28 protein-coding genes are annotated in these 26,523 nt (G+C 49.3%); 5 read left to right on the forward strand and 23 right to left on the reverse strand.

What is annotated here, in order from left to right; translation table 11 throughout:
• Positions 1-9: 9 nt before the first annotated feature.
• The 3 genes from OCU49_RS22220 to OCU49_RS22230 form a co-directional block, all read right to left on the reverse strand.
• Positions 10-519 carry a chalcone isomerase family protein gene (locus tag OCU49_RS22220; protein WP_261842700.1) on the reverse strand — a complete coding sequence of 170 codons (510 nt, stop codon included), beginning with the start codon at positions 517-519 and terminating at the stop codon, positions 10-12.
• Complete coding sequence (locus OCU49_RS22225; protein WP_261842701.1) at positions 512-1,036, reverse strand: DUF2878 family protein; 525 nt, start codon at positions 1,034-1,036, stop codon at positions 512-514. Before OCU49_RS22225 ends, OCU49_RS22220 begins: the two co-directional genes overlap by 8 nt.
• A 173-nt stretch (positions 1,037-1,209) precedes the next feature.
• Entirely contained in the window at positions 1,210-2,121 is a 912-nt protein-coding gene (locus tag OCU49_RS22230; RefSeq protein WP_261842702.1) for a helix-turn-helix domain-containing protein, read from the reverse strand.
• A 170-nt stretch (positions 2,122-2,291) separates the two neighbouring features.
• Here OCU49_RS22230 and exaC point away from each other — a divergent pair, with 170 nt between their 5' ends.
• Positions 2,292-3,812, forward strand: coding sequence for an acetaldehyde dehydrogenase ExaC (gene exaC / locus OCU49_RS22235; RefSeq protein ID WP_261842703.1), 1,521 nt, complete (start codon positions 2,292-2,294; stop codon positions 3,810-3,812).
• A 191-nt stretch (positions 3,813-4,003) separates the two neighbouring features.
• Entirely contained in the window at positions 4,004-4,372 is a 369-nt protein-coding gene (locus OCU49_RS22240) for a SpoIIAA family protein (protein WP_261842704.1), read from the forward strand.
• A 120-nt stretch (positions 4,373-4,492) separates the two neighbouring features.
• On the opposite strand, the gene OCU49_RS22245 is transcribed toward OCU49_RS22240, so the two are convergent.
• The 12 genes from OCU49_RS22245 to OCU49_RS22300 all read right to left on the reverse strand — a co-directional run bounded on the left by OCU49_RS22245 (position 4,493) and on the right by OCU49_RS22300 (position 16,084).
• Positions 4,493-5,269 carry a heme ABC transporter ATP-binding protein gene (locus OCU49_RS22245; protein WP_261842705.1) on the reverse strand — a complete coding sequence of 259 codons (777 nt, stop codon included), beginning with the start codon at positions 5,267-5,269 and terminating at the stop codon, positions 4,493-4,495.
• Positions 5,270-5,295: 26 nt separating this feature from the next.
• Positions 5,296-6,360 (reverse strand): FecCD family ABC transporter permease, encoded by a 1,065-nt coding sequence (locus OCU49_RS22250; RefSeq protein WP_261842706.1) that lies wholly within the window; start codon positions 6,358-6,360, stop codon positions 5,296-5,298.
• Positions 6,360-7,292, reverse strand: coding sequence for a heme/hemin ABC transporter substrate-binding protein (locus OCU49_RS22255; protein ID WP_261842707.1), 933 nt, complete (start codon positions 7,290-7,292; stop codon positions 6,360-6,362). The genes OCU49_RS22250 and OCU49_RS22255 overlap by 1 nt, the downstream gene beginning before the upstream one ends.
• The gene (locus tag OCU49_RS22260) at positions 7,289-8,371 is read right to left on the reverse strand and encodes a hemin-degrading factor (protein WP_261842708.1); all 1,083 of its coding nucleotides are present in this window, start codon (positions 8,369-8,371) and stop codon (positions 7,289-7,291) included. The genes OCU49_RS22255 and OCU49_RS22260 overlap by 4 nt, the downstream gene beginning before the upstream one ends.
• A gap of 155 nt (positions 8,372-8,526) precedes the next feature.
• A complete protein-coding gene (locus tag OCU49_RS22265) occupies positions 8,527-10,401 on the reverse strand; it encodes a TonB-dependent receptor plug domain-containing protein (protein WP_261842709.1) in 1,875 nt (624 codons plus the stop codon).
• Positions 10,402-10,575: 174 nt separating this feature from the next.
• Entirely contained in the window at positions 10,576-10,731 is a 156-nt protein-coding gene (gene hemP, locus OCU49_RS22270) for a hemin uptake protein HemP (RefSeq protein WP_261842710.1), read from the reverse strand.
• 295 nt (positions 10,732-11,026) lie between these two features.
• Positions 11,027-12,238, reverse strand: coding sequence for a tetratricopeptide repeat protein (locus OCU49_RS22275; RefSeq protein WP_261842711.1), 1,212 nt, complete (start codon positions 12,236-12,238; stop codon positions 11,027-11,029).
• Positions 12,239-12,285: 47 nt separating this feature from the next.
• Positions 12,286-13,032, reverse strand: a complete 747-nt coding sequence (locus tag OCU49_RS22280) for a TonB family protein (RefSeq protein ID WP_261842712.1) — start codon at positions 13,030-13,032, stop codon at positions 12,286-12,288.
• Positions 13,032-13,442 carry an ExbD/TolR family protein gene (locus tag OCU49_RS22285; protein ID WP_261842713.1) on the reverse strand — a complete coding sequence of 137 codons (411 nt, stop codon included), beginning with the start codon at positions 13,440-13,442 and terminating at the stop codon, positions 13,032-13,034. Before OCU49_RS22285 ends, OCU49_RS22280 begins: the two co-directional genes overlap by 1 nt.
• The gene (locus OCU49_RS22290) at positions 13,442-13,951 is read right to left on the reverse strand and encodes a MotA/TolQ/ExbB proton channel family protein (protein WP_261842714.1); all 510 of its coding nucleotides are present in this window, start codon (positions 13,949-13,951) and stop codon (positions 13,442-13,444) included. The genes OCU49_RS22285 and OCU49_RS22290 overlap by 1 nt, the downstream gene beginning before the upstream one ends.
• Positions 13,941-15,311: a DUF3450 family protein gene (locus OCU49_RS22295; RefSeq protein WP_261842715.1), complete on the reverse strand. Its 1,371-nt coding sequence runs from the start codon at positions 15,309-15,311 to the stop codon at positions 13,941-13,943. Before OCU49_RS22295 ends, OCU49_RS22290 begins: the two co-directional genes overlap by 11 nt.
• Positions 15,308-16,084 (reverse strand): DUF3450 domain-containing protein, encoded by a 777-nt coding sequence (locus OCU49_RS22300; RefSeq protein ID WP_261842716.1) that lies wholly within the window; start codon positions 16,082-16,084, stop codon positions 15,308-15,310. The genes OCU49_RS22295 and OCU49_RS22300 overlap by 4 nt, the downstream gene beginning before the upstream one ends.
• 481 nt (positions 16,085-16,565) lie before the next feature.
• Between OCU49_RS22300 and OCU49_RS22305 the strand changes: the two genes are divergently transcribed.
• Complete coding sequence (locus tag OCU49_RS22305; protein WP_261842717.1) at positions 16,566-16,709, forward strand: hypothetical protein; 144 nt, start codon at positions 16,566-16,568, stop codon at positions 16,707-16,709.
• Positions 16,710-16,814: 105 nt separating this feature from the next.
• On the opposite strand, the gene OCU49_RS22310 is transcribed toward OCU49_RS22305, so the two are convergent.
• The 6 genes from OCU49_RS22310 to OCU49_RS22335 form a co-directional block, all read right to left on the reverse strand.
• Positions 16,815-17,933 (reverse strand): YHYH protein, encoded by a 1,119-nt coding sequence (locus OCU49_RS22310; protein ID WP_261842718.1) that lies wholly within the window; start codon positions 17,931-17,933, stop codon positions 16,815-16,817.
• A 154-nt stretch (positions 17,934-18,087) separates the two neighbouring features.
• Positions 18,088-19,431, reverse strand: coding sequence for a flavin monoamine oxidase family protein (locus OCU49_RS22315; RefSeq protein ID WP_261842719.1), 1,344 nt, complete (start codon positions 19,429-19,431; stop codon positions 18,088-18,090).
• Positions 19,432-19,450: 19 nt separating this feature from the next.
• Positions 19,451-20,737: an NAD(P)/FAD-dependent oxidoreductase gene (locus OCU49_RS22320; protein WP_261842720.1), complete on the reverse strand. Its 1,287-nt coding sequence runs from the start codon at positions 20,735-20,737 to the stop codon at positions 19,451-19,453.
• A 14-nt stretch (positions 20,738-20,751) separates the two neighbouring features.
• Positions 20,752-21,105 (reverse strand): cupin domain-containing protein, encoded by a 354-nt coding sequence (locus OCU49_RS22325; RefSeq protein WP_261842721.1) that lies wholly within the window; start codon positions 21,103-21,105, stop codon positions 20,752-20,754.
• A gap of 125 nt (positions 21,106-21,230) precedes the next feature.
• The gene (locus OCU49_RS22330; RefSeq protein ID WP_261842722.1) at positions 21,231-22,268 is read right to left on the reverse strand and encodes an AraC family transcriptional regulator; all 1,038 of its coding nucleotides are present in this window, start codon (positions 22,266-22,268) and stop codon (positions 21,231-21,233) included.
• Positions 22,269-22,378: 110 nt separating this feature from the next.
• A complete protein-coding gene (locus OCU49_RS22335) occupies positions 22,379-22,786 on the reverse strand; it encodes a flagellar basal body-associated FliL family protein (protein WP_261842723.1) in 408 nt (135 codons plus the stop codon).
• 348 nt (positions 22,787-23,134) lie between these two features.
• Here OCU49_RS22335 and rsd point away from each other — a divergent pair, with 348 nt between their 5' ends.
• A complete protein-coding gene (gene rsd, locus OCU49_RS22340; RefSeq protein ID WP_261842724.1) occupies positions 23,135-23,614 on the forward strand; it encodes a sigma D regulator in 480 nt (159 codons plus the stop codon).
• Between the two features lie 9 nt (positions 23,615-23,623).
• Positions 23,624-24,604 carry a WD40 repeat domain-containing protein gene (locus OCU49_RS22345; protein ID WP_261842725.1) on the forward strand — a complete coding sequence of 327 codons (981 nt, stop codon included), beginning with the start codon at positions 23,624-23,626 and terminating at the stop codon, positions 24,602-24,604.
• 100 nt (positions 24,605-24,704) lie between these two features.
• Here the strand turns inward: OCU49_RS22345 and OCU49_RS22350 are convergent, their stop codons facing one another.
• Together OCU49_RS22350 and OCU49_RS22355 are read right to left on the reverse strand one after the other, a co-directional pair.
• Complete coding sequence (locus OCU49_RS22350) at positions 24,705-25,769, reverse strand: 3-oxoacyl-ACP synthase III family protein (RefSeq protein WP_261842726.1); 1,065 nt, start codon at positions 25,767-25,769, stop codon at positions 24,705-24,707.
• Positions 25,766-26,479: a hypothetical protein gene (locus OCU49_RS22355; protein ID WP_261842727.1), complete on the reverse strand. Its 714-nt coding sequence runs from the start codon at positions 26,477-26,479 to the stop codon at positions 25,766-25,768. The genes OCU49_RS22350 and OCU49_RS22355 overlap by 4 nt, the downstream gene beginning before the upstream one ends.
• Positions 26,480-26,523 lie beyond the last annotated feature (44 nt).

A 26,523-nucleotide genomic window follows, 5' to 3' on the forward strand; every position in this document is an offset into this window, starting at 1 on the left:
TCAGCCTCCTCAGCTATCCGGCTCGCCACGCAATTGTTTAGCCATTCTTGAATAACGGCCGTCGTCAGCCAGCCAGATATTTATAAATGCCCTGGCAAATCCGGGGTGCTCGACATTACCTAACAGCTGACCATTAAAATAAAAATCACCGCTGTCAGAACTACGCATATGAAACGTCAGTTGATCATCAGTACGGATATCCGGCCATAACGCCGCAAGGTCCGCTAACCAGGGCTGCATTTCCTGTTCAGATACCTTATTTGCCAACTGATTAGCCGTTTGCTCGATCAGTACCTGATTGCTGATTTCACGGCGATAGATAATCTGCAGCACCAGCGGTGCTTTCAAGCCATCAAACTGTCCCTGTAAATTAAACAGCCGGGCCTGATACACGTCGTACCAGAGAAAACTTAACCGCGCCTCGCCAATCGGACGCAGGCCCTTAGGTAATTCAGCAAACGCTGACATGCTCATCACTGTCAGCAACATGAGTGAATACATACGCAAACAATTAAACATAACGACGCCCCAGAGTCTGACTCATCCACAGCAACCCCGGGAACAACAATGCCCATATTGCCGCCAGCAGTAACAGACTTTCAATATCAGTCCAGCCCAACGTCACTGCGCCTAGCTCAGCCGCTGCAAAATAAGTTGCCGCGCCGGCAACAGCACCCAAAGACATTGCCAGATACCAGCGCCCGAAAAAGAATTTAAGCCCCTGCCGCAAAGTAGCAGCGAAGCCCAGCCAAAGCAGAAATAACCAGAAAGGCGGCAAGCCACTGTCAGGTGAAAAACGGAAGAAACCGAGAAAAGTTAAAACACTGTCAACAAAGAAACCTGCACAGCCGCAGGCTACAACTACCAGCGCTTCAGTAAACAGATGCCGGTGCATCAAAAGATGGGCAACTAACAACAACAGAACTGGCCAGCGAGCGCTGTCTGCCAGCAAAATACTTAACCACCAGAGCAATTGGAACCACAGCAGGTTTACCCAGATATTTTCGCTCAAGCCGCGAAATGTATGCCGCCACATAATAATCACCTCTGAGACGTCTATACGCCCGGGTGACAGGAACGGATCACTCTTGCAGAAGAACCGTTATCTGCAGAGCTTTAGTCTGCCAGATATTCAGAGACAAATTGTCAAAGCCAAGCTCTCAACAACTGATTTTCAATGCCAAGCACTCGAAGCCAGATTAAAACACCTTATCCACAGAGGATACGTTGCCGGAATTCACTCGGTGAACAACCAAAACTACGCTTAAAACGGCGGCTGAAATGGCTGGGATTGGTATACCCCAGGTCATAGCAAATGGTGGTGATCGGTTCGCAACTCGCCAATCGCCGGGCAGCTTCTTTCATGCGCAACTGATGCTGCATTTCACCGGGAGAGCAGCCCAACTGACGATTAAACTCACTGTATAAACGGCTGCGGCTCATACAACCAAGTAAACACAGACTATCGATATCCAGAGGCTTATTCAGCTGCTGCTGAATAGCATCTATTACCGCTGCCATACCATTGTTGTCTGGCAACTCAGCACAGTGCTGGAGAATAAACTCCCGCCCCTGATGCCGCAGCATTCGCATCACCAGCTCAGTGACGCCCAGCTCGACCATTAAGGTACGATCCGGATGGTTCTCTGCATACACATGTACCAGATGTTCAAGTAACGACTGCGTCGCCGATGCGTGATGTACATGCAGATATTCCGGCAGATATCGCCATTCACCTAACCCATCAGCATTCCCCAGCTGCTGATTCATGCGGTCGGCAATCTGCTGCACCCGCTCCTTACTGATCTCCACCGTCATGCAAGTCGTGGGACGGCTGTCACTGGCACCGGGGAAATCAATATCCACCGCTTCACCGGGTGCAATGACAAACGACTCATGGGGAAGAAAATGCTCTCCCAGTTTACGCTGACCGCTGTGCATAATTTTACGGCCACTGATCATGCCGCAGTACAGGAGCTCATTGGCTTTAAGGCCAACCTTTTCAGCAGGAAAATACGTATCGTAGATCGACAATTCAGAGTCAGTTGCACCAAAACTCACACGGTTTTCTACCAGCACCTGCGGTCGCCTCAACTGCGTCAGTCGTTGTGAAGAAATCATGTGAACATCCTTTGTTGTTGTTTTTGTGCAACGCACCAGAACGAGAAGCAACAGTTCTGGACTGATGGAACAGTGCTTCAAACTGCCCCCGCGTATGCTGTTAAACAGCTGATTACCTATCAGACAAAAGTATGTGTATTACCGGAAAAAAACAATAAGAGGTCGACTAAATGATATATGCAAAACCTGGATCCGCAGACGCTGTTGTCAGCTTCAAAGCCCGCTACGAAAACTTTATTGGCGGTGAATGGGTCGCACCGGTTAATGGAAAATACTTCGAAAACCCAACACCGGTAACCGGAGAAGTGATTTGCGAAATCCCGCGTTCAGACGCTGCAGACATTGAACTGGCTCTGGATGCAGCACACGCTGCAAAAGCTGGCTGGGCCGCTACTTCAGTGACAGTGCGCTCCAATATTCTGCTGAAAATTGCTGATGTAATTGATGCTAATCTGGAAGCTCTTGCTGTCGCAGAAGCCTGGGATAACGGCAAGGCTGTACGGGAAACACTGGCTGCAGATGTACCTCTGGCGGCGGATCATTTCCGCTATTACGCAGGCTGCATCCGCGCTCAGGAAGGCGGTATTGGAGAAATCGACGCGAATACAGTGGCCTATCATTTCCACGAACCCTTAGGTGTAGTGGGTCAGATCATTCCCTGGAATTTTCCACTACTCATGGCTGCCTGGAAACTGGCACCTGCACTGGTCACCGGTAACTGTGTTGTACTCAAACCCGCTGAACAAACACCAGCCAGCATCCTGTTACTCACAGAGCTGATTGCCGACCTGCTACCAGCCGGTGTTCTGAACGTGGTAAACGGTTTTGGTCCGGAAGCAGGTCAGGCACTCGCCGCAAATACCCGCATTGATAAAATTGCCTTTACCGGCTCAACGCCAACCGGCTCTCATATTCTCAAGTGTGCCGCAGAAAACATCATTCCTTCCACAGTGGAACTGGGCGGTAAGTCACCGAATGTTTACTTCTCCGACGTACTTGATCAGGAAGATGAATACGTCAGTAAATGCATTGAAGGGGCTGTACTGGCATTCTTCAATCAGGGCGAAGTATGTACCTGCCCTTCCCGCCTGCTGGTGCAGGAAGATATCTATGATGATTTCATCGCCAAAGTCATTGAGCGTATGGCGCAAATCAAACGCGGTAACCCGCTGGATACCGATACGATGGTCGGCGCACAGGCGTCTCAGCAGCAGTACGATAAGATCCTCAGCTATTTTGAAATAGCCCGCCAGGAAGGTGCTCAGGTACTCACAGGTGGTAACGCAGCAGCGCTGGATAAGGGCTTTAACGAAGGTTACTACATTGAGCCAACCTTGCTAAAAGGCAACAACAGCATGCGGGTATTTCAGGAAGAAATATTTGGCCCTGTGGTATCAGTCACAACATTTAAAGATGAAGCTGAAGCACTGGCCATCGCCAACGACACCGAGTTCGGTCTCGGAGCGGGTGTCTGGACCCGGGATATGAACAAAGCCTACCGAATGGGCCGGGGGATTCAAGCCGGTCGGGTATGGACTAACTGCTACCATATGTATCCGGCACACGCTGCTTTCGGCGGCTACAAAAAATCAGGTGTTGGCCGTGAAACCCACAAAATGATGCTGGACCACTATCAACAGACTAAGAACATGTTAGTCAGCTACGATATCAATCCACTTGGTTTCTTCTGATCCGTCAAACATCACACTCAAAAGCCGGCTCTACTGAGCCGGCTTTTTTTATTTGCCTTTTTGGCCTCTCGTTTCTCACTATAAACAGCACAATAAACTTTGAAATAGCCGCCGGATTGTTAGCTAGCTAACATTATTTCTACATATTCCACGTCATACTTTTAAGCAGTTAAATATATGACGAAGTTATTATGTTTGAGTTACTCCCCCAAAGTGAAGCCAGCGTGTATGGCTTTAAAATAATTGGCAAGCTGACTCTGGAAGACGAAAAAACCATGATCCATCTGCTCAACGATGGTATCACTGCCTATGGCAAGGTTCGTCTGCTGATCAATATGAATGAATTTACCGGCTCATCGCCTGCAGTTCTCTGGGAAGATCTGAAATGGATGACATCACATATTACGGCGGTAGAGCGACTGGCTATCGTCGTCGACTCTGACGCACTGGCCTGGATGATCCGTCAGGACGCGCGAATTGCAAAGTATGTAGGCGTTGAAGAAAAGCATTTTAAATCTGTGGATATAGACGCCGCATGGGACTGGCTTGTCACTGACTAACACTCTTACAGCAAAAGCGCTTTTAAACATGTTCTCTGTTGTAGCATTCCCTGCCGCAACTTTGCAGCTGAAGGCTATCCTTCAGCTGCTTTTTTCATAATCGATAAATATCCTGACAGCTTAAAGCGTAACCACTAACGGCCGGTCCTGGCTCGGATGACGCATCACCTCGACTTCAATATCATACAACTCGCGTATCTGTTCAGGTACCAGTACATTATCCACAGCACCTTCCGCAACCAGCCGGCCACCGCCCAGCAACACAATCCGGTCGGCATACTGCGCAGCCAGATTCAGGTCATGCAAAATAGCCATCACTCCGGTGCCCTGCTTCGCCAAACGGCGGGCTACTTCCAACGTCTGATGCTGGTGAGACAAATCCAGCGCAGAAGTAGGCTCATCCAATAGCAAGTATCTGTCGCCGGCCGGCTCTGCCTCCCAGATCTGAGTCAGTACTCTGGCAAGCTGTACCCGTTGTTTCTCACCGCCGGACAGAGCAGGATACAGCGCCTCACTGAGATGGCTCACATCCAGTAGTTGCATCGCCTGAGCAACAATTTCCCGGTCCCGCAAGCGGCCAGTACTATGTGGCAAACGTCCCAGCATCACCACCTCTGCCACACTGAATGGGAACATCAACTCTGAGGATTGCGGCAGTACACCCACCATGCGAGCTATTTCATTAGCGGACCAGGCAGAATAGCTACGTCCATTCAGGTTTAGTTGTCCGTCAAAAAAACGCTGTTCACCGGCCATAATCTTCAGCAATGATGACTTTCCGGCGCCATTCGGTCCCAGTACAGCCAGCATTTCACCCGGCTGAATCTGCAGCGTCACCTCATCAAGAATAGTTTTTTTACCTACCTGAAAGCAGATATTGTCCGCACTGAAACTCATATATACCTCTGCTTATGTACTATCACTTAGCCAAGCTTACGGGCACGGTAAACCACCATGCCGATAAAGAACGGGCCACCGATTATCGTAGTGATAAGACCTATTGGCAGCTCCGCCGGCGCAATCAGCGTCCGTGCCAGCATATCGGCACATAAAAGAAATAATGCGCCCAGAAGCGCAGAAGCAGGCAACAGATAACGATGATCAGGCCCCAGCGTTAACCGCACAATATGTGGGACGATAAGCCCGACAAAGCCAATCATGCCAGACACAGCAACACTGGCACCGACACCCAGTGCTGTCAGCAAAATGATTCGTTTCTTCACCGCTTCTATTCGTACGCCTAAATGCCGCGCTTCAGACTCACCCAGCAACAGCGCATTCAGATTCTTCGCCTGCATGGGTAATCCAATGATGGTAATCAGGATAAGTAAACCGGCTGCTATAACCAGCTCCCAGGTAGCTCCTCCTAAACTGCCCATGCTCCAGAACGTCAGCGTCCGCAGCTGCGCATCATCCGCCATATAGGTCATGATACCGACACCGGCGCCCGTCACTATGCCAATGGCAATACCCGCCAATAACATAGTGGTCACTGAAGTGCCGTAACGGGTGGTCGCTATCCTTGCGACTATCAAGGTTGTCAGAAATGCACCGCTAAAAGCAGCGATCATCAGGGCATAAGGACCGAGCCACTGATATACCACCGAAAAAGAAGTGCCGCCGAGTACAATCATCGCCACCGCTGCCAGTGAAGCGCCACCGGTGACGCCGATCAGCCCAGGGTCTGCCAGCGGATTACGAAACAATCCCTGCATCGCAGCGCCGCAAACAGCCAGCGCCGCACCTACCAGCATGCCCAGTACTGTTCGGGGTAAACGAATCGACTCAACCACCAGTTGCATGTGCGCTGGCACATCGGCGACCACCAGCCCGACACTCGCCAACACTGCCTGATAAGACTGTGTCATGCTGATCGACATAGGCCCGACGCCTACCGACAGTAATACACTGAGCAAGAGTGCGGCTGACAGGCTGAGCAACGACCATTTAACCCGAATCTCCCGCGTTGTTAATGCCGTGGTTGTCATTATTGGTTGGTCTGCAGTGCGGCTTTCAAAGAAAGTTGCCCAGCCGGTTCAGCCGATGATTTCGCGACAGTCTGCCCGTTATCTCGCCCTGTATCCGGATAGAAAGCGCGAATCAGTCCTTCTACTGCTTCGCCAATACGCGGTCCGAAGCCCAGCATCAGCATACCGTCCATTTTCACTAAACGGCGCTCAGTAGCTGCCGGCGTCATAGCAAAACCCGGTTTAGTCAGAATGTCAGAGTTCACTTCATGATTACCGCCCCGGGTCATCATCAGAATGACATCCGGCTGGGCCGCTGCAATGGCTTCATTTGGCATCGGCTTATAGCCGGTAAAACCACTGGCCGCATTCACACCACCAGCCAGGCGAATGATGGTATCTGCATGGGTATTTTCACCACCAATAATGGCACTGCCATTGGCGTTACTCAGTACAAACATCACTTTCACTGGTTTATCCACTGCCAGTAAACGAGTCTGCGCCTGTGCAACAGAGGCTTCTACAGCCTCCCACAGCATCTGGCCTTCTTCCGACTTATCTACTAAGGCAGCCAGCCCGGTAATTTTCTCTTCTACTGCGCTCAGTGTTGGTGCCGCACTGTAGTTATGAATAACGACCCCGGCAGCGGTAATCTGTTTGAGGATTTTTTCCGGGCCGGAATCGTCTGTTGCTATTAACACTTGCGGTTGCAGCGACAAAGCGCCTTCCGCTGAAATATTCCGCTTATAGCCGATCTGCGGTAACTGCGTAGCCCGTTGTGGATAACCGGAAGTTGTATCTACTCCGACTAAACGCTGTTCTTCACCCAGGGCATAGATGATTTCGGTCAGCGAACCATCAGCTGAAATAATCCGCTCCGGTGCGGCTTGCAATGCCGGTGCCAGCACTACCAGACCCGCCAACAGTATCTTACGTAATTGAATGCACATCATGCTGCTGCCACCCGGGTCGGCAAGCTTTCAGCCAGTTCACGCCATACCGGATTTTCCGGATTACCTTCCTGACGCTGGCCAAAGAACTGTGCAATGGTTTCACCCTGATGGTCATATAGTTCGACAGAGGTCACTGCGCCATCTTCGGTAGGTTTACGAATCAGCCAGGCACTGGCAACGCCGCTTTCCAGCAAATGCAGATTAAATTCCGGATCCAGCACATTCAGCCAGGGCCCCATTCTTTTGATGGTTTTAACCGAACCGGTATGAATCTGAATATTGCCGCGATTCCCAACAAAGCACATGATGGATAATTCTTTTGCCGCCGCTTGTTCCAGTAACGTCACTACACCCGCCGGATCTATGGCTTCTGCATGCGGTGCACCCACTAAACGAAATGCCTGTTCACGACTAATCTTATGCCGGCGCAACATGCCAAAGAACTGGTGCACGTCTGTCATAGCCAGCCACTCTTCGGTCAGTTTAGCGACATCAACCTGATCATCCGTAACATACTCAGCGACTTCAACACTGTCATCATAGGTCTGAACGCCAGACTGCTCCGTCGCACGAAATTTCTCTACCAGATCGGCATAGCCCTGTTCATTACTATCTGACTGCAGGAAAATCTTCTGGATAGCTGTGCCGGTTTTATCAAAAAACTGCAGGCTGAAACGATCACCCCGGGCAGTTTCTTCACGTACCGCATAACCAAATGCCCAACGGCTCAGTACAATCCGCAAATCAATTTTACGGTCTTCTGTAATTACCAGCCCCATAGGGCCGCCAATGCGTACGTTATCGTAAATACCTTTACGTTCGTGTACTGCATATTCGTTGCGGGTCAATGTCATGATGTAGCCCAGTTCAGGCATAGCACGGATCATATCGGCAAACTGGTCATTCAAACGTACACTCTGTACGCCACACTGCTGATCAATCAGTGCAGCTTCAGAGACATCCAGTTTTGCGGCAACATCCCGGCGACGGGTTTCTGGCTCGGCAGCCATCAGTTGAGTAAAGCTTTGCTGCAGAGGGCTGTCAGCCAGGCGACGGAGAAATAATTCGGTTAGTGGCATTGTCTGTGCTCCAGAGTTTCCTGTTCGTCAGGAATTGTCATCAAAAGTATGTTGTTAACGCGCGATGCCGCGTTGCTTTAAAGGAGGAAAAAGCAACACGGCATACTGCTTACGCGGGCAAACTGAAGGCTGAATACAGGCTTCAGCTACCTACATCAGAAGTTATAAGACAGTGATAAACGGTACTCACGGCCAACTTCTACAGCTTCAGTGCTGTCCATCACCCGCTTATCACCCACGTTGTATACAGATGCCTGTACATCAAAGTTGTCACCTAAGTGCTTGGTGAAGCCAACATTTACAATGCTATGGCTGGCAATCGTGCTGGTATTCGTTGTATTGGTGTACTGCTTACTGACTGAACGCACTGCCATGTACAAGCTACTGTCGATCGAAGGTAGCTGCTGATTGAGTTTCAGATTGGCGGTATGGCGCGGACGTTTAGTCAGCTCTTTCCCGGCATCTGTCCCGCTCTTATTCTCGGTATCAAGGAAGGTATAGTTAAACGTCAGTTTGCTGGTATCACTCAACTTCCAGCCAGCGGAAGCCTCTAAACCACGAATTTCCGCTTCATTCACGTTAGTGTACTGGGCAGTTGTTATGCCACCTGAAACAGTGTCAGTGGTGGTAATCAGATCATCCACTTTGGTATTAAACACACCGACAGATGCGTCAAGTGCATCGCCAACATAGGCCATGCTGATTTCAGCTGTTTTACTGGTTTCCGGTTGCAGATTATCGTTACCCACATAACGGCGTGTAGGGCCCGCCGGTACAATGTAAAGACTGGAGCCCTCACGGATGGACGGTGCGATATAGCCATGGGAATATCCGGCCTTCATCGACCAGGCATCACTTACCTGCCAGTTCCAGTAAGCTTTCGGGCTTACCTCGCCGTCGTAACGGTTATGTTCATCGTAAGCCACACCCAGCGTCAGGCTGTGCGCTTCATTCAGATCAATCCGGTCTTGTACAAAACCAGACCAGGAGCGGAATTCATCAGAAAAGTTGAGATCGAAACGATCAGCACCTTCAACACGACGCTCTATACCTGCACTAAGATAATTGCTGTCATTCAGTGCACCGTCGATATTCAAAGACAGGTTTTTTTCAGTAATCTTCCATTTATTAGTGCCTTCAGTCAGATCCGTTTTACCGATAACGCCACCAGTACTTAGATTGAAGTCACCGATTTTAGTTGAGTAATCTGCACTGAATAAACGCCGGTCCAGATCCAGTTGATTCAGAGTCGGGGTTCCGGAGCGGTTGCTATCAATATCCTGACCATCTTCCTTACCGGCAATCACACCAAACTGCAGACGATCCTCATCACTCAGATCTATGCCCAGATCCGCCTGAAAGTTAGTCACTTCACGGGCTGATTTAATCGTCAGACCAGAGTCATCTTTCACAGCATCAGAATTACTCTGCTCCAGCGCCAGGCTCAGGTCCATGGATTCACCAAGCGGACCGGCACCGGTAATACTCAGGCCTTCGCCGTCGCCACCGGAAGCTTTAAAGCTCTGTACATCTGCAGTGATGGAACCACCCCATTCATCACCCGCCTGTTTAGTAATGATGTTAATCACACCCGACAAGGCATCGGAACCGTACAAAGTAGATGCCGCACCACGGATAATCTCGATACGCTCGATGTTTTCCACCGGTACCCAGTTATATCGATACCCCGGCCCAAACGGCAGATTTCGGTCGGTATTTGGCACCCGCTTACCATTCACCAGAATCAGGCCATATTCGGCATCCATGCCGCGTATTTTGATAACTTTAGCGGAATTGTTACCGGAAATGCCTGTTGTAATACCCGGTGCAGTTTCCAGCGCTTCAACCAGATTAGTAGCACCACTAGCTTTGATTTCAGCAGCAGTTACAACGCTTACCGAACCGGAATAGTCTTCAGCCGTAATAGGTGCTTTCGCGGATACAAATATGGTGTTGTCGTCTTCTGCCAGTGAATTCTGGGCGTGCGAAAGCAGCACAGCCGTTGCCAGCAATGATGGAATAGTTTTCATAGTTAATGTGTCAGTTAGTTGTGTCTATATGCATCAGAATTAACGGATGCAACCTGATCATTCCTTTGAACGATCCACTAACTGGCTGCCGGTGTGGTGGCTATCTTAGCGGGGATATTTGTTGCTATGTCTGTCACATAGCAACGGATAGTTTTCTGACTATCCGGATAAAAATTACTTCGTCAGTATCAGTTTACCGTTACGGGTAATACGCAAACGGTAGTCTTCGCCATTGTGTACAATGATCACCTGATTACTTTCAGACATCAGCTCCTGAAGCTGAATCCGTTTTGCTTCCTGAGAAGTAACAACAACGGGTTTATCGATCACTTTTCAACTCTCTTACTGAATGAACTCAACGCTGAGTGGAAATTAAGATTCTTTCTTAAGACCAACCAAACGCTATTCTTAATGATAAGTATTATCATTTAATCATTTTGCAAGAAGTTCCGCAACCATTTTGTGCAGTTAGACTAATAACTAATTCATTTATCCACAGAACAAAATCAAACAGAAATAGCCTGCAGCTAATAACCACAACTGATCTAAGCACCTTAAAACAAAGGTACCTGTTCAAAAAAAGATATTTTCTTAAAACAAACCAAACAAAATTAAACACTTAATATCAGGCAGGATTATCAGCATCTTTCTGCAGCGTTTCGATATAACTTAACCAGTTATTCGCGCTATCCTGAGCGGAAGGGTATTCACTAGCCTGCTCAAAGCTCTGTCGGGCTTTATCCAGCTGAGCATTATTCAGGCTGGCCATCCCCTGCATAATATACAACTGTCCGGCATCATCCGGATGTGCAGTGATTGCTTTACCATAAGCCCGGTACGCGGCCTGCCAGCGACGCAGTTGCATATTCACTTGCGCCAGCTGCTTATAGATAATCGTGCTACCTGCTCTTTCTGCCAGCATCTCCAGCAATGGCCGGGCCGACTGATAATCTTTGGCTAACAGATATGCCTGCACCAACATCTTCTGAGTTTGACGGTTATTCTTTAACCGCTTTGCCGCCAGCGACTCACGAATAATCTCCACCGCCCGTTGCGGCGAGCCTTCCTGAATCAGCAACTGTGCCAACCAGCGCACGTATTTATCACTCTGCAGCACACCTTTAACATAGGCTCCGCGCAGGGTAACCAACACCGATTTATCATCGTTCTGTTGCTGATAACCATACGCCAACTGCTGCCAGAAATAAGCATTCTCTGGCTGACGGGTGACCAATACCTTAAGCAGGTCTGTCGCTTGCTTAAATTGTTTCAGACGCCAGTGAGCAACCAGCTGCACCTGATACCAGCTATCCGGCGGCGACTTATGTAATGCAATTGCCTGGCGGGCTGCGGGTATAACCTGTGCCCAGTTTTCCAATGCACTGTAAGCCTGTGCCTGCATCAGATAATCATTGGCGCCAGGCTTACCACCCGTCTGCTGCCAGGCTGAAAAGTTCTTCAAACTACGCTGCCATTGTTCAGACTGATAGCTAAGTTGTGCAATATTATGCAGCAACTGTAGCTGACGTGGCTTTTCTAACTCTTTCAGTTGATATGCCTGACTAAATGCCTTTAGCGCCTCGGCATAGCTTTCTTTGGCCAGCTGGACAGCGCCAAGCATTTGCAACGCCTGAGCCCGGGCATAGCCTGAGAGCTTATTCTGAAGTAATGCGTTTACCTGCTTCAGAGCCTTGTTGTATGCCTGCTCATTGTAGGCTTTATGCACTTCGATAAGCTTTTTATACACAGCCGGTTTTAGCGTTTTAGCAAATGCAGGAGATACTGTCCCGACGGAAAAGCAGACCAGCATCACCAGTAACGCAGCACGAATATTCATAGTCTTAACCTGTGATTAGTATTAGCAGCGTTGAACTGCCACTCAGATTATTTTTTAATTTGGAATTCCAGTCTTTGCCGGGTGCGGTAAGCACTGCCGGTTGCTGCATAACGCCATCCCAAAACCGCCCTTCGTACGACTTTATCGAAAACTTTTTTAGGTTGAGATTCGACAATTTTAAAACTGCCAGGTAACACGTTTCCGCCTGCATCTACCTCATACTCAGCAATAACATACCCCTGCACTTTTCGGCGCAACGCCCGGCGGGGATACTGAGGATTAATTCTCACCTGCGGTGCAGCTGAAACATTCATCGGCAGTTCTGCTGATAAAGCAGAAGGAGCCATAACCGGAGACGGTTGCGCTTCTGCCGGCGCGGGTGCCTCTACTGTCTCTACAGGCTCAGCCACGGATTCAGGCTTTGCCGGTTTAGACGGCGTTGGTTTCGCTACTTCCAACTGATCTGTATGAGGGGACACCTTCAAAGCCATATCCATTTGGATATCCGGCAAATCCAGCTTCACTGCTACCGGCTGAATATCCAACTGAGGCTTCAGGTCTATTTTTGGCTGATCCGGTCGCGGCTGAGGCTGAGAAAGTTGTGGCGGTGTCAGCGCTTCCCGCTGACGCACCTGTAATTCATCATCAAACTGCAAACGCTGCATATTCAGCTTCAGCACTTCCTGAACCACTTGCTCAACCGGCTGGCCAATTCCGGCCAGTCGTGCCATCACCAGAAACAGCATCAGCGTAATCAGCACTGCCAGTGGCGTAAACGCCATTTGCCGCATCATTAGCTATCTTCCCGGGTAGCCACCGCCACCTGCTCAATGCCCATCAGATTGATAATATCCAATACTTCGATCAGCAATCCTGTACTGGCATCTTCATCGGCCTGAATCAAAATCCCTAAGCTGGGCTCATCCGCTCTTAGCCGCTCCAGCGCCGGGCGGACCATACGCACATCCAGCTGCTGTTTATCCAACCAGATTTCGCCTTCAGCCGTAATGGCAATACGCGCACCCTGGGCATCAACAGGCTCGGCACTTTGTGCCTGCGGACGGTTAATTTCCACTCCGGCATCACGTACAAAAGTCGTGGTCACAATGAAAAAGATCAACATGATGAAAACAATGTCGAGCATAGGTGTCATATCAATGCTGGATTCATCTTCCTGTGCATCAAGATTAAGTCGAACAGCCATCAGATACGGCTCCGCCAGTTATTGCTTAAAATATTTAAACGCTGCCGCTGTTGTTGGCTATAGCGCTGAAGACGGCCGTAAAACAATAATCCACTGACCGCCAGCACCATACCTGCCATCGTTGGCAAAGTTGCTTGCGCAACACCGGCCGCCATCAAGCGCGGATTAGCAGCACCGCGTAATGCCAACACATCAAACAACTGAATCATGCCAACAACGGTGCCTAACAGCCCCAGCAAAGGGCACAGGGCAATCAGGGTTTTAATCATTGCCAGCGATGTCTGTAAGGCAATACTCGCTGCACATTTCTGCTGCAAAAAACTGCCATAACTGGTCGCCGACTGACAGTCGCTTAACAGTCTTGGAAAGTCCCGTACTAAAAACCAGCAACGTTCCAGCAACAAACTCCACAGCAACAGCGCCAGCGCCGCCAGAACCAGCAATACCGGACCACCAGCCTGGAAGAACTCTTCCAGTACCAATTGCATAAATTGTGGATCAGGCAGCATTGGCTGCCTCCGGATAACCATCCATTGGTTTTTCCGGCTGATTCGCTTCTTCGTGCTCAACCAGAATCGCCAGGCTCTTTTGTTGCAGGAACTGCAAGGTACGGCGGGTTCGCGAGAACAAATGGCTATGACAGAACAGCAACGGAATCGCCACACATAAGCCTAATACAGTCGTAATAAGCGCTTGCGAAATACCACCCGCCATCATCTTAGGATCACCGGTGCCGAATAACGTAATACTCTGAAAAGTACCTATCATGCCGGTTACTGTGCCTAACAAACCTAATAACGGTGCAACAGCAGCGATAAGTTTAAGCAACGCCAGCCCCTGTTCCAGCTTTGGTGTTTCTGCTAATAACGCGGCATCCAGCCGGATCTCCATATCTTCCCGGCTACTGCCACCCTTTGCGGCAAATAACAGACGTCCTAAAGGATTGTCCTGACGTGGCTGTTGCACAGCGGACAACTGGCGGTGAATCTGTAAGCCTGTATAACCGCTCACCAGCACTCGCCAGAGTGCGACCAGTAAGCCAATTACACCCAGACCAATAATCAGATAACCAACACCACCACCTTGTTCAATACGGGCCTGTAATGTTGGTTTAAGCGCCAGTAACTGCAGCAATCCACCGCGGTTAGGATCGACCAGCACGGTATCTGTTTCACCGCGAATAAAAGAGGCGGCTTGCTCACGAACAGACGAATCGGGCTGCCTGGCCAGCTGCTTCAGGCGGTTATCAACGTACATCAGAAACTCGCCATCTTCAGTAATCGCATTGAAAGCGCCAATGCGAACAACCTCAGCTGTGCGAGTTTCACCGTTGGCCATCACCACAGGTGCAGTAAAAGCCTTCACCTGACCGCTATACACCAGCTCTTGCTGAAAAGCCTGCCAGAGTGCATCCAGCTCAGTACGGGTCAGTACTTCCTGTTGCTCACTAAAATCCAGACGCTCCGAACGTCCGGGTAATTCAGCGCTCACCAGTGAATCCAGCAACACGCTCTGTAAATCCTTAGCCTGCTGTTTTACCACGCCAAAAATTTCACCTAATTGCCCGGTTCGGTTTTTCAGTAAATTCTGCTGTTCTGCTAGCAAAGTTTCCTGTTCATCAAATTGCGTTTTCAGCTCAGTCTGACGTGCCTGGCTGGCAGTTAAACGCGCTTCAGCCTGACGCAGCAATTGCGCTTGCTCATTACTGGACTGGCGAAAGGTTGCCAGCCGCTGCTGATCTGTCGCCTGTTCCCGGGCAACCCGGTCCTGCACAGTATTCAGCAACGCCTGCATATCTACTTCAGCTGCAACCAAATTCATACTGCCACTGAACAGCATTAAAGCCGTCAATAGAAAACCTGTTCTCATGGTTGCGTCTCCTGAGTAATAACCGGTAAAGGCAACGTCAGCAGATCAGGTACCACTTGCTGTTTCGCCAGCTGGATAGCTTTATGTATCGCCGTATTCTGACTGCCCGGCAGACTATCCCAGGCACCGGTTGTCGCATTCCAGATGCCACTCTCCTGGCCATCCCTGGTCTGATAGTAAAGCGCTGTGCGGCCCAGCCGGATAAAATTCACTTCCCTGCTATCATCACCTGCCAGCAGCTCACCGCTATATGCTTCCAGCGTGCGGCCATACTCAACTTCAGTTTGATATGCGTTCAACAACTGGCGGTATTTTTCCGCCAGGCTGATATCTGCACGTACAAGTAAGCTGTCCAGACGTTGTAACCGCTGTTCACGTTCACTCCGCAGGAATGGCAGATCCGCTTCGACAAAGCGGTGCAGGCCAGCCTGCATTTGCTCCAGCAACGGCAAGACAGTTAATTCCGTCTGTTGCAGCGACGCCAATTGTTCTTCAGTGCTAACCAGCTCTTTCTGCTGGGCAGTAATGAGTTTTTCCAACTGCTGGTTATAAGCATCCAGTAAATCTGCCTGACGCAAGGCGTTCAGATACTGCTGATGGTCAGAAATAATTTTGCTATCCAGAGAGTCTATTTGCTGTTGCTTCACAGCAGCCTGCTGTTGGGCCTTGGCCAGGGTTTGCTGGGTTTTTTCCAGTGCCGCAGCACCGGTCAGAGACGCCCAAAGGCAGAAAGTACCCGCGGAGAATGCGAGCAGAATATGACGGGAATTCATGACTTATTAATCTAAATGAGAATGATTGATCTTTAATTTAGCATACCAGAGCAGCCAAATACCAGTACGAAATCATCCCTGTTCGACAATTAGACAACCGCCTCAGACATAAGAGCATCAGGGAGCTGCAGCAGAACTGCTCAGCTTACAAACATATTTATCCACAGATTTTGTGCATAAACGAGGAACAGAAAGCCAATCAAAATACTCAAAGCCAATAGTCTTATTCTTACGACAACTGACAAGTTCAGATAGCCTTTCTTTTATGCTTTACCCACTCTGGGTACAGTGATACTCAAAAACTTATATTGATCCACCAATAATTATGGCGATCAAAAATTGACCTGCTATAATTCCCGGCCTTCGGATGAGAGAACAGGCAGTCCCCACCGGAGAATAGTTGAACTAAACCCATTAAGCCTCAGATGTAGGCCACTGCGATAAGACAGTGAATCAGACTGGCATCAGTCAAGGATGAAACATGCAAGCCCGCGACGCACAACAACAAGTTGTTGAAACGCACACCCGCCCAACCGCTACCACCGGTAATACTCAAACCACCAGCAGTACTGACCTGGCGATCAATACCAGCGACAGTTCGGTGTATCAGCTTAGCTGCGACTAAAAACTCCACATATATTTCGTAGCTGCTGTAATGTGCGGAACAGATAACAGATTTGAAAATGCCGTCATCATGACGGCATTTTTTGTATCTACTCTAAATAAACACTCAGGGCCTGCCACGTTTAAAGTCAGACGATGGCGTACCTTTATAGCAACGTGGAATCACCGGCCAGCTATTAGTTAAAAAGTAAGCATATGTGCCTTGTGGATAACCCGGCGTAGTAACAAAACGACCATTACATTCATCCAGTTCTCCCAGCCCTTCAATATATTCATAATCAGCCGTGAAAGTACCGTCATAGTGGCCACCAGGGTTACTGCCTCCATCAGGGCGATGCCCGGACTTTACCCGATAGCTTGAAGCTAACTCTGACACAGCCCCGCCATTACCGTTGCTATAGCCGTATAATGCATAAATAGGAAAGCCATCCGCTGCCCAGCCAATCTGCGGAGAATGCTCATCCGCACTGACTGCTAAGCCTTTCAGTAACAGGCTGGGTAAACCATGATAATGATAAGCCCCGGTCGGCTGAACATGCGCATGGTTATCGTCCAGCCCCAGCGTGACAGCACCGGACAGCGCTTCATACTGCCAGCCACTGTTACGCTTGCCCTGATACCATTCGGCAGCACCGGGATCGAATGGCACACCGTTCACACTGATGCCAAAATCTCCCATGCTCAGAGGCGTAATCCGATTTGCCTGCCGCGGATAAGCCGGCACCCGTAAACGGTACTTCTGTTCCTCTATATGATGTGGATTACCCCGATTAGGAAACACTCCTGTGTAATGATCTGAAATGCCATTCGCAGTCAGAATACGGGTATCACCTTCAACATCTACCTCAATCAGATTCTCTGTAATAGGAGCGGTGTCAGCCCGCACCAAATTCAGTTCGCCATCCGACTGAATCACACTGTGCTGACGCTTCTGACGCGTACCGGCTCCCCGGGGTACACCCAACGTATGTTTACCGTTACGGTTATTATGTGCCGCGTTGCTTTGCTGAGAATATCCACCTTCAGGCATACAAACCAAACGGTTATCACGGGACGGGGTTCCGCAACGGCCTTGCAATTCACCCTGCGGCGTATTCATCCTGCAACTGGCACCCTGAGAACGGTTATCGCAAGCATCAAATGCCGCCTGCGGCGGTCGGGCCTGAGAACCAGATCCGACACCTGCCAGCAATACGGCCACAGAGAGAGTAACAAAAGCTTTCATGACATGCTCCGGTGTGTTCTTAGCCAAACTGACTTTAGCTCTATGTTGCAATAACCGTCATTCTGATACGCAACTTCTCCGGATACAACGCCAGTCAGGCCATCTTCACTGTATCTCCGTATTCTTAACTCTACTTCACGTTACCTTGTGAACATTAGCGTAAACGTTCAATCCGCCGCGCTTCTCTCAAACCGGAGAGACACGCACCTTGCGTAGTCGCCGGATAATCGCTGCTAGTTGCTTCTCCAGCAAAAAACACCCGGTTAGCCACGGGGGCTCCAAGATCCCGACGTTGCTCTGCACGGGCTGTTACCGGAGTATAAGAGTATGCCCCTAAGGCAAATGGATCCGCTTGCCAGCGACTAATATGTGCGCTCGTCGGTGCAGGAATATCTTCACCGTATAACTGTTTCAATACATCCATGGCATCGGCAACAATTTCTTCATCGCTACGTTGCTCAAGCTCATGGGCATAGGCCGCTGCATTGAAACCGAGTAACACCGGTTTTCCGGAATACTTATAAACGTTATACCACTCTGCAAACCGGCCCTTTTGCTCGCCGGCATACTGAATCAGATCAATATTTTTATCCTGCTCCCAGAATACCTGCGGAAACGTCAGCCAGACTTTATTTAACAGCCCCATGGCCAGATCATTAATTGCCTTGAGCTTGTTTTGCGGTAATGCCGGCTCAAAGCGAATCCTGCCCGCCTTCAGTACACCTAAAGGCACCGTCACCAGCACACGGTCTGCTGTATATGTATCGCCAGCTGTAACTTCCACTTGCTGCTCGGCATAACGAATATTTGTGACCGGGCTATTCAGCTGAATCATCAGCCCTTTCGCTAGAAAATCAGTTAAACCATCGTAGCCATTTGTGAACAGCACATCTTCACCCGGCATATCTTCGCCTTCATCGTAGCCTTCAATGCTGATCCTGGCAGCATCTCCAGCATACTCATGCTCCATTTCAGTATTCAGCAAAAAAGCAATCTGCCGATCATTCAGGAAATTTAATTCGCCATCTTCACGTGCCTGTTGCACGGCATCAGCTACAGAAGCAAAAGGATCATCTTCAAGATAAGCTTCGGCATAGGTTTCAAACACTTCCTGATAACGGAAAAACATCTCACGGGTAACTTCGTCGCGACGACCATCGGCACCATAGATCACAGCATTCTCGTACTCAGTAATATCAGTCATCCCGGTACCGGACTGCTCCGCAAGCTCGGTAATCGGATTGCCTTCTATACCGTGAATCCAGCCAGCCCCCATATCGTATGAAAGACCATCTTCCCGAAGTGTCCAGATCCGTCCACCCACACGGTTTCGTGCTTCCAGCACTGTGACATCGTAACCCTGTTTATGCAGCTCTTTTGCCGCTGCCAGTCCCGCAATACCAGCTCCAACAACGATAACCCGTTCCTGCGCCTGTAACTGTAAGCTGAATATGCAGCCTGCCAGCAACAATAAGCCCTGCTTTAGATATTGAATCATCTGTCATTCTCCTGCCGTTTCAGCCCACTAAATCCCGTACTGCAAAATAGAGCATGGCCATTGCCAACCCAGGTTTACGCAAGTAAGTTCCACCGGGATAACTACGGTGCCGAATCCGGCTAAATAAATCGAAGCGGCCAGCATCACCGGCGATAGCTTCTGCCATCAGCCTGCCAGCCATATTTGCCATCAGAATCCCATGGCCGGAAAAGCCATGTGCGTAATAGAGATTATTTCCCAGCCGGCCGATATCCGGCATCCGGTTCATAGTCACCGCGATATTACCGCCCCAACAGTAATCAAACTGCTGCTCAGGTAACTGCGGGAAAATATGCTTAATACGGGCTCGCATAACAGCCTGCAGATTCTCAGGCTGACGCTGCGTTAAGCCAGTGCGACCACCAAATAGCAAACGGCCATCTGCCGACATTCGGTAATAACTGGTCAGGTACTTACTGTCTGCCACCGCCATGTTATTGCGAATCAGCGTACAGGCCTGCTCTCCCAATGGCTTTGTTGCACAGATATAACTGCCCACCGGCAAGATACGCTGTTCAATGCCTGGTAACAGATTCGCCAAATATGCGTTGGCGGCCACCACTACCTGTTTACAGCTGACAATGCCCCTATTTGTGACTATCTGGGGGCTACTTCCCTGACGAATTTCCAGTACCCGGCTGTCGGCAAATAGCTGTACACCAGCATTCTTCGCTGCAAGGGCCAAGCCCTGCGCATAATTTAGCGGATGCAAATGCGCCCCCTGGGGGTCAAACCAGGCACCGTGATATGCAGGACTATCCAGTTGGTCTCTCAGCTGCTGACGGTTAAGTATTTGCAGTGAGTAATCATATTCACTGGCCAGTAATTCCTGAGTTTCCCTAAACTCATGCATATGTGCGGGCCGCGCTGCAAGTTCAGCCTGCCCGTCGGCTAAGTCGCAATCGATGCTGTATTCTCTAATCCGCTTACGCACCAGTTGTAATGCTTCCACAGAGATCCGAAACGCCTCCCGGGCATCGTCCCTGCCCATATGCTGCTCCATTGCCTGAGGTGTTGCGCCATAGCCAACGATTAACTGGCCACCAGCCCTGCCAGAAGCCCCCCAGGCCATCTTTTCAGCTTCCAGCAACACTACGCTGAAACCTTGCAAACTCAGCTCCAGTGCCGCACTAAGACCGGTCATCCCACCACCAACAATGCAGATATCCGCAGTCATATCACCCTGCAAGACCGGGTCTTGTGGGGCATCATGGGCAGTAGCCGCATAATATGAATCCGGATACCCCTGTAACGCTGTAGTATTCATCAAAGTAATCGCCTTCACTGGTACACAATAAATACCTTGCGACTGGGCTGGTGTATTTCCCAGATACCCAGACTGTTAGCAGGGAAGTACAACAAGTCTCCCGCCCGAATTTCCGTGGTGAGACCCTGCTCATCGGTATAGCTGCAGTGGCCTGCCAGGAAATAACACATTTCAGCTTGTTCAATCTGTCGACGCCAGCGACCCGGACCAGATTCCCAGACACCCACTTCCACATTGCCATCATCAAAGATCTCCGCCAGCCCACGCAGCTTAGATGCGGGACCATCGACAGGAACCGGCGTTTCGCCCCAGTCATCCAGAGCTTCTGTCACTGCCCGTTGTACTCCTGGCATTTTAAATATTGCCATCTCTACTATCTCCCACCGATTCACAGAATCCATAATTGTGAGGGTCAGATGAGTATCAGCACAGATGGGGAACAGGACATAAAGGGGTGATATAAGGCCAAAAACTGAATATAAGTGGCCGCTTATTACTTAGACTGCTGTCTGTAGAGCTGTTGTCTGTAAGATTGCGGCGCCATCCCGGACCAGCGGCGAAAAGCAGCACGGAAGTTTGCGACATCCCGATAACCCATCTGTAAACCAATTGCCGCTATATTCAGGTGGGTCGTGAGGAGCAAGTGCCTGGCCCGCTCAAACCTAATACGGTCAAGTGATACCTGAAAACTGCCACCCTCAGCTGCCAGGCGACGCCGTAACGTACGGGGTGACAATGACAGTCTTTCAGCAATTGTTGATAAACCTGCTTTACCTTCATGCTGTCGCAACAGGTTTTCAACCCTCGCTGTCACACTGGTTTCAGTTTGCAGAGCCTTAATACGGTTTTCACACAACTCATTCATATACTGGCTATATTCAGGATGAGCGAAAGGAATCATCCGGGCAGCATCCACTGCAGCCAGAGAAAGCCTATTTTCCGGCTGATCATATTGTATATCGCAGCCCAATTTATCTGCCCAATATTGCTGATCATCAGCGTCTTTTACATGGGCAAAGCTAACCTGCGCAAAACAAAGAGATGTTCCAACCAACTCTCTTGATACTGCCAGTAACATCGCAAAACAGCTTTCAACTTCAAATACAGATGTAATCGTATCAGTAGGTGCAGGTTGCATTACTAACTGCAACTGATCGTGATGTTCACGCAAACTGAAACGACCTGAAAAACTCAATAAACGGCTATATTTCACCGCTACCTGCCAGGCTTCTCGGAGCGTTGTAGCACTCATCATCGCAACACCAAGAATGCCAAAGTCTTTCAGCGTCTGTCTTAAACCATGCTTTAAAGCCAGGTACGGATCACAATTCAGATTGGCAATACGTACATATAAAGTTAGCTCCTGATGTAAAGACAAACGTATTGCCGGATCAGCAAAGCTATCAGCGGTCAGTGCTAACCCCTGAAGTAACTCATCTAAGTCCAGTTGCTGATCATGAATAAGATCATCAGCCAGCTGCTTGATCTCCAGACCCAGCCAGATACGCGGCTCGTCAGTGTTTTGATGCATGTATTCTCTGCTTACGCTGTTGTAATCCTGAGACGGAACGTCGGGGCAGGACCAAAAAAAACGGCGCCAGGTTAACTAAAACAAGGCGCCGTATTGCTTAATGCTTAGCTTTATTGAATAACGAAGCTGGTGAAGAACAGGTCAGAGACAAATGCTTCTCCTTCCTCTGCTAACAGTACTTTCTGTACAGTCGCCAACAGTTCTCTGGCCAGCGCATCCTGCGCTTCTACAGACTTCAGCTCATTTTCCTGCTTGTCACTCAGCACCATCAGCACTTCATGACGAATTTCCGGCTTATAGAAATTGACTGCGTGATGCGCATCCGGTGATGCAACCTGAACTGTTACTTGGCATTTCAGAAAACGTAACTTTCCTGTATTGGAAAAATTGGCGATGAATGGCTTCATCTCAATATAGTTAATGTAATCCTCAGGGACGCCACCTTCATCCTCATCCGCCGCCCACACAGGCGTTATAAAACAAGCCATCATCAATACTAAAAACCAGCGACGCAGCATAGTTCACCTTTCCCCGTACTATTTATCTAATTGCATTAATTATCACAGTAATCAATGACTTTTGCCTACATTGCCGGAGTAGACATCCCCAAATTGGCACCAGTATAACGCGATCCTCCCCTGTTGCCATATAGCTGATCCTTGCCACCTGTGATCCGTTAGGATTAGTATGTATCGCAGGGATGGAAAAACCAGATATTCAGGCGACTGTTAGCTTTAGTCCGGAGTGCTGTTGATGGGCTACAGAGCAGAAATATTGCTCAGCAGTGTCTGATGTCTTCAGTTGAAGACAACACCTGCAGGACAGCGGTATCCTCTTGCTGGGTTCTAAACACAAGGAACACCACCATGTTAGAAAAATGCAAAACCGCTCAGGAACGTTGGGGCGGTGTAAGTGAGATCATCGATAACTGGCTCACCGAACGCCAGCAACTGATCAGTCACTTTGTCAGTCTGCCACAGACATCTGCCAACGAACTGGCAGCGCCTATCCAGACCTTCTGCCAGATTCTGATGGACTATCTGTCTTCAGGACACTTTGAGGTCTATGAGCAACTGCTTAAAGAAGGTGACGAGTTTAACGATGGCAGCCTGGAAGCGGCTCAGGACCTGTTCCCAAAGATCCAGACGAATACCGATGAAGCGCTGGACTTTAACGATAATTTCTCCAGCTTCAACGGCGAAACACTTAAAGATATGCAGGAACTGGCTGACCGTCTGTCTCACTTGGGTGAGTCACTGGAAGAACGCTTCTCTCTGGAAGACCAGATGATTGAGATTTTGCATATTGCCCACAAAGATCAGGTTTACGACACCAGCACTACCTAAGGAAAAGCAATGGGGAATTCTGTTCGAGTGCTTGCCACGGCACTGTTAAGTGCCGGGCTGTTATCCGGTTGTGGTTCCGGAGATGCGCCCAGCAAAACCTTCGAATATGCCCAAAAAGGAGCATATTCAGCAGAAATATCCCCCACAGGTAAATTCACCGCACTGGGTTCGTTTAACCATGGCGGCAGTTTATGGAATAACCTCCAGCAGGAACGTCTGTACAACTGGAATCATGCCAATGGTGAGTACACCATTATTGCAGCCACCGCTTTTGCACCGGACGAAACCTATGCAGCAACGGCTAATCAGCAGGATCTGGTACTCTGGAGTTTACAGGACGGCCGACCGGCAGGCTTCTGGCGCTCACCTGCTGAAATTCTCGGAATGGACTTATCACCGAATGGTGATTACGCCCTGTTAGGCCTGGCAGATCATACTGCCGTCTATTTCGATGTGAAAAACGGTGGCGTAAAAAGAACACTTGGCCATCAGGCCCGGGTAAAAGCGGTTGATCTCAGTGAAGATGGTAAATTTGCCTTAACCGGTTCAGATGCCTGGAAAACTAAATTCTGGAATATCGAAACCAACGAGCTTCTGCACAGTATCGAGCTGGGCAATGTTGTCGACACAGTCGCACTCGCTCCAAATAACGATAAAGCTTTCAGCTCTGCCAGTCTTGATGATGCCATCATCTGGAATACCCAGACCGGCAAAGTCATTCATACCCTGTCAGATAATCGTGATTTATTTGCCCGCCGCCAGACTTTTACTGCCGCCGAGTTTTCTGCTGACAGTCAACGCTTACTGACTGGCACCAACTCCGGTACTGTACAGCTGTGGAATGTTGCAACAGGTAAACAGCTCCGGGAATGGGCGATTGAAAAGCGCGATGCATACGGCCCTAACAGTACAGCTGTATATGCGGTCGGCTTTGGTCAGGGTAAGTACTATGCTGTAGGCTCAAACGGAATATTTAACGAGCTGAAATAATCTGCGCCAAACAGCAAGATTGCTGATTCACTGTACTCTCTTAGCAAAGGCTGCCGATAAGATCCAGATTCACCGGACAGCCTTATTCGTTACAACAGCCTCAATGCTGATAAATAAACCCGCCATACATATACTTAGTTGCCTCAGCACCCAGTACCAGTACACGGTTACCCCGCTCTAATTTACCCGACATAATCAGACCATTCAGGCTCGCCCAGATAGCCGCCGAACCAAGGTTTCCCCACCGTTTTGCATCATTCACAATACGCTCACAGGGTAATTGCAGATATTCGCTCAGTAAGCGATCTATATGACCGTTGGCCTGATGCGGCAGAATATAATCGAACTCATCCAGCGAAAATCCCTGCCCGACAATCGCTTCAATACCTTTCAGAAACAATTGCGGACCGGCTTCCCGAACACTATCTGCACGATGTAAAAAATACGGCAGTTTCTGCTCACATTCAGGCCGCTCAGAACCGCCCCCACACAATTGAAAACCCGGAGCTTTATTCAACCCAATGTGACCACTGAAACAGTGGCTGATTATCTGCTCATTACTGCCGTCATCACGATCCAGAATCACCGTTGCAGCTGCATCGCCCATCTGTACATAATTAATTAGCTGCGCGGTATCTATGAAGTCATTGTCTATATCAAAAAATACCGAGCCGACTTCCGTACCCACAATACAGACAGGTTGCATCTGAGGATTATGGTGCAACATTGGCACAGCGATCTGCAATGCGCTGGCAAATCCGGTGCAGGCCTGCCGCAGTTCCATATACGGTGCCTGTAACGCCAGTTCTTCAGCAATCCAGGCAGCGCTGGAAGGTAATAATGTATGTGGTGTAGCAGTATGGGATATCAGATATCCCAGCTCAGTATCTGCTGGGCAACCTTCCAATGCTTGCCGGATCGCCAGAGCAGACAAAATAGGTGCCGATACCTGTGGCTCAGACAGCGCCTGATCTAAACGACGACTAACATAACGCCCTTCGATACCTAAGCGCTTGGCAATGATACGTGCCTGCCTGGCAGTCTTGCGCCCACACAACTGCTCTAAGTGAGTTAGTAATACATCATTACTGATATGTTCGCCTGGAAACGCATTACCACAACTGCGAAGCTTTGCCTGACCTGGGGCGATCTGAACACTCATCATGCCGCTCCTTTAATGTCAGCATCAGTAGCCGATGCCATCTGCAATAAACGCTGAAACAGCGCCCTGGTATCTATCTCCAACATCTGAAATGCAGTTTCCTGCTGCTGCAGTAAATTCACTAAGCCCTCATGAATATGAAATTGACAAGGCTGATCATAAATATTCGTCTGAAGCCGGATAGCATGACGACGGGCAATACTGACGTGTCGGGCTTCATCCCTTTTTATCAAGCCAAACAAACCGGCAGCTGCAGTGCCTTTAATATTACTGTTGGCAACAGCATTCATTAGCACACAGACACAGGCATCGAGCTGACTGATAGTATAAAAATGCCGGGCAACATTATCGCTGGCCTGTTGAATACGCGCATAAAAAAGCTGTGACTGGCGTTTCAGACGATGCAGCTTTTCGTACTCAGGTAATTGCTGCAACAAGCGCTGCAGCGCTATTTCATGTAGACGCTCATCAGCTTCTATTTGCGCCAGATAAAACTGTGAATCCGTTCGACGGCTATATTCTGTATTAAACACATGAATTGCCGATTGCTCGCCACACAGTAGTAATGGCACCAGACGGGCAAGCGCATCTTTCTGACTCTCTGCCAGTCCGGCAGACAAATCAGAATGCGCATTCAGCCACCCTCTCACAGGATGACCGGGCGGCTCAGTAATTGAAGAAGCTTCAGGTAAAGGAAAACAGTGCTGATTCATATCTTAGTCCTGCTATAAGAACAGTCAGATGACCCAACACCTAT

Origin of the sequence: Aliamphritea ceti (assembly GCF_024347215.1) — a bacterium.
In the GTDB taxonomy this organism is placed as follows: Bacteria; Pseudomonadota; Gammaproteobacteria; order Pseudomonadales; family Balneatricaceae; genus Amphritea; species Amphritea ceti.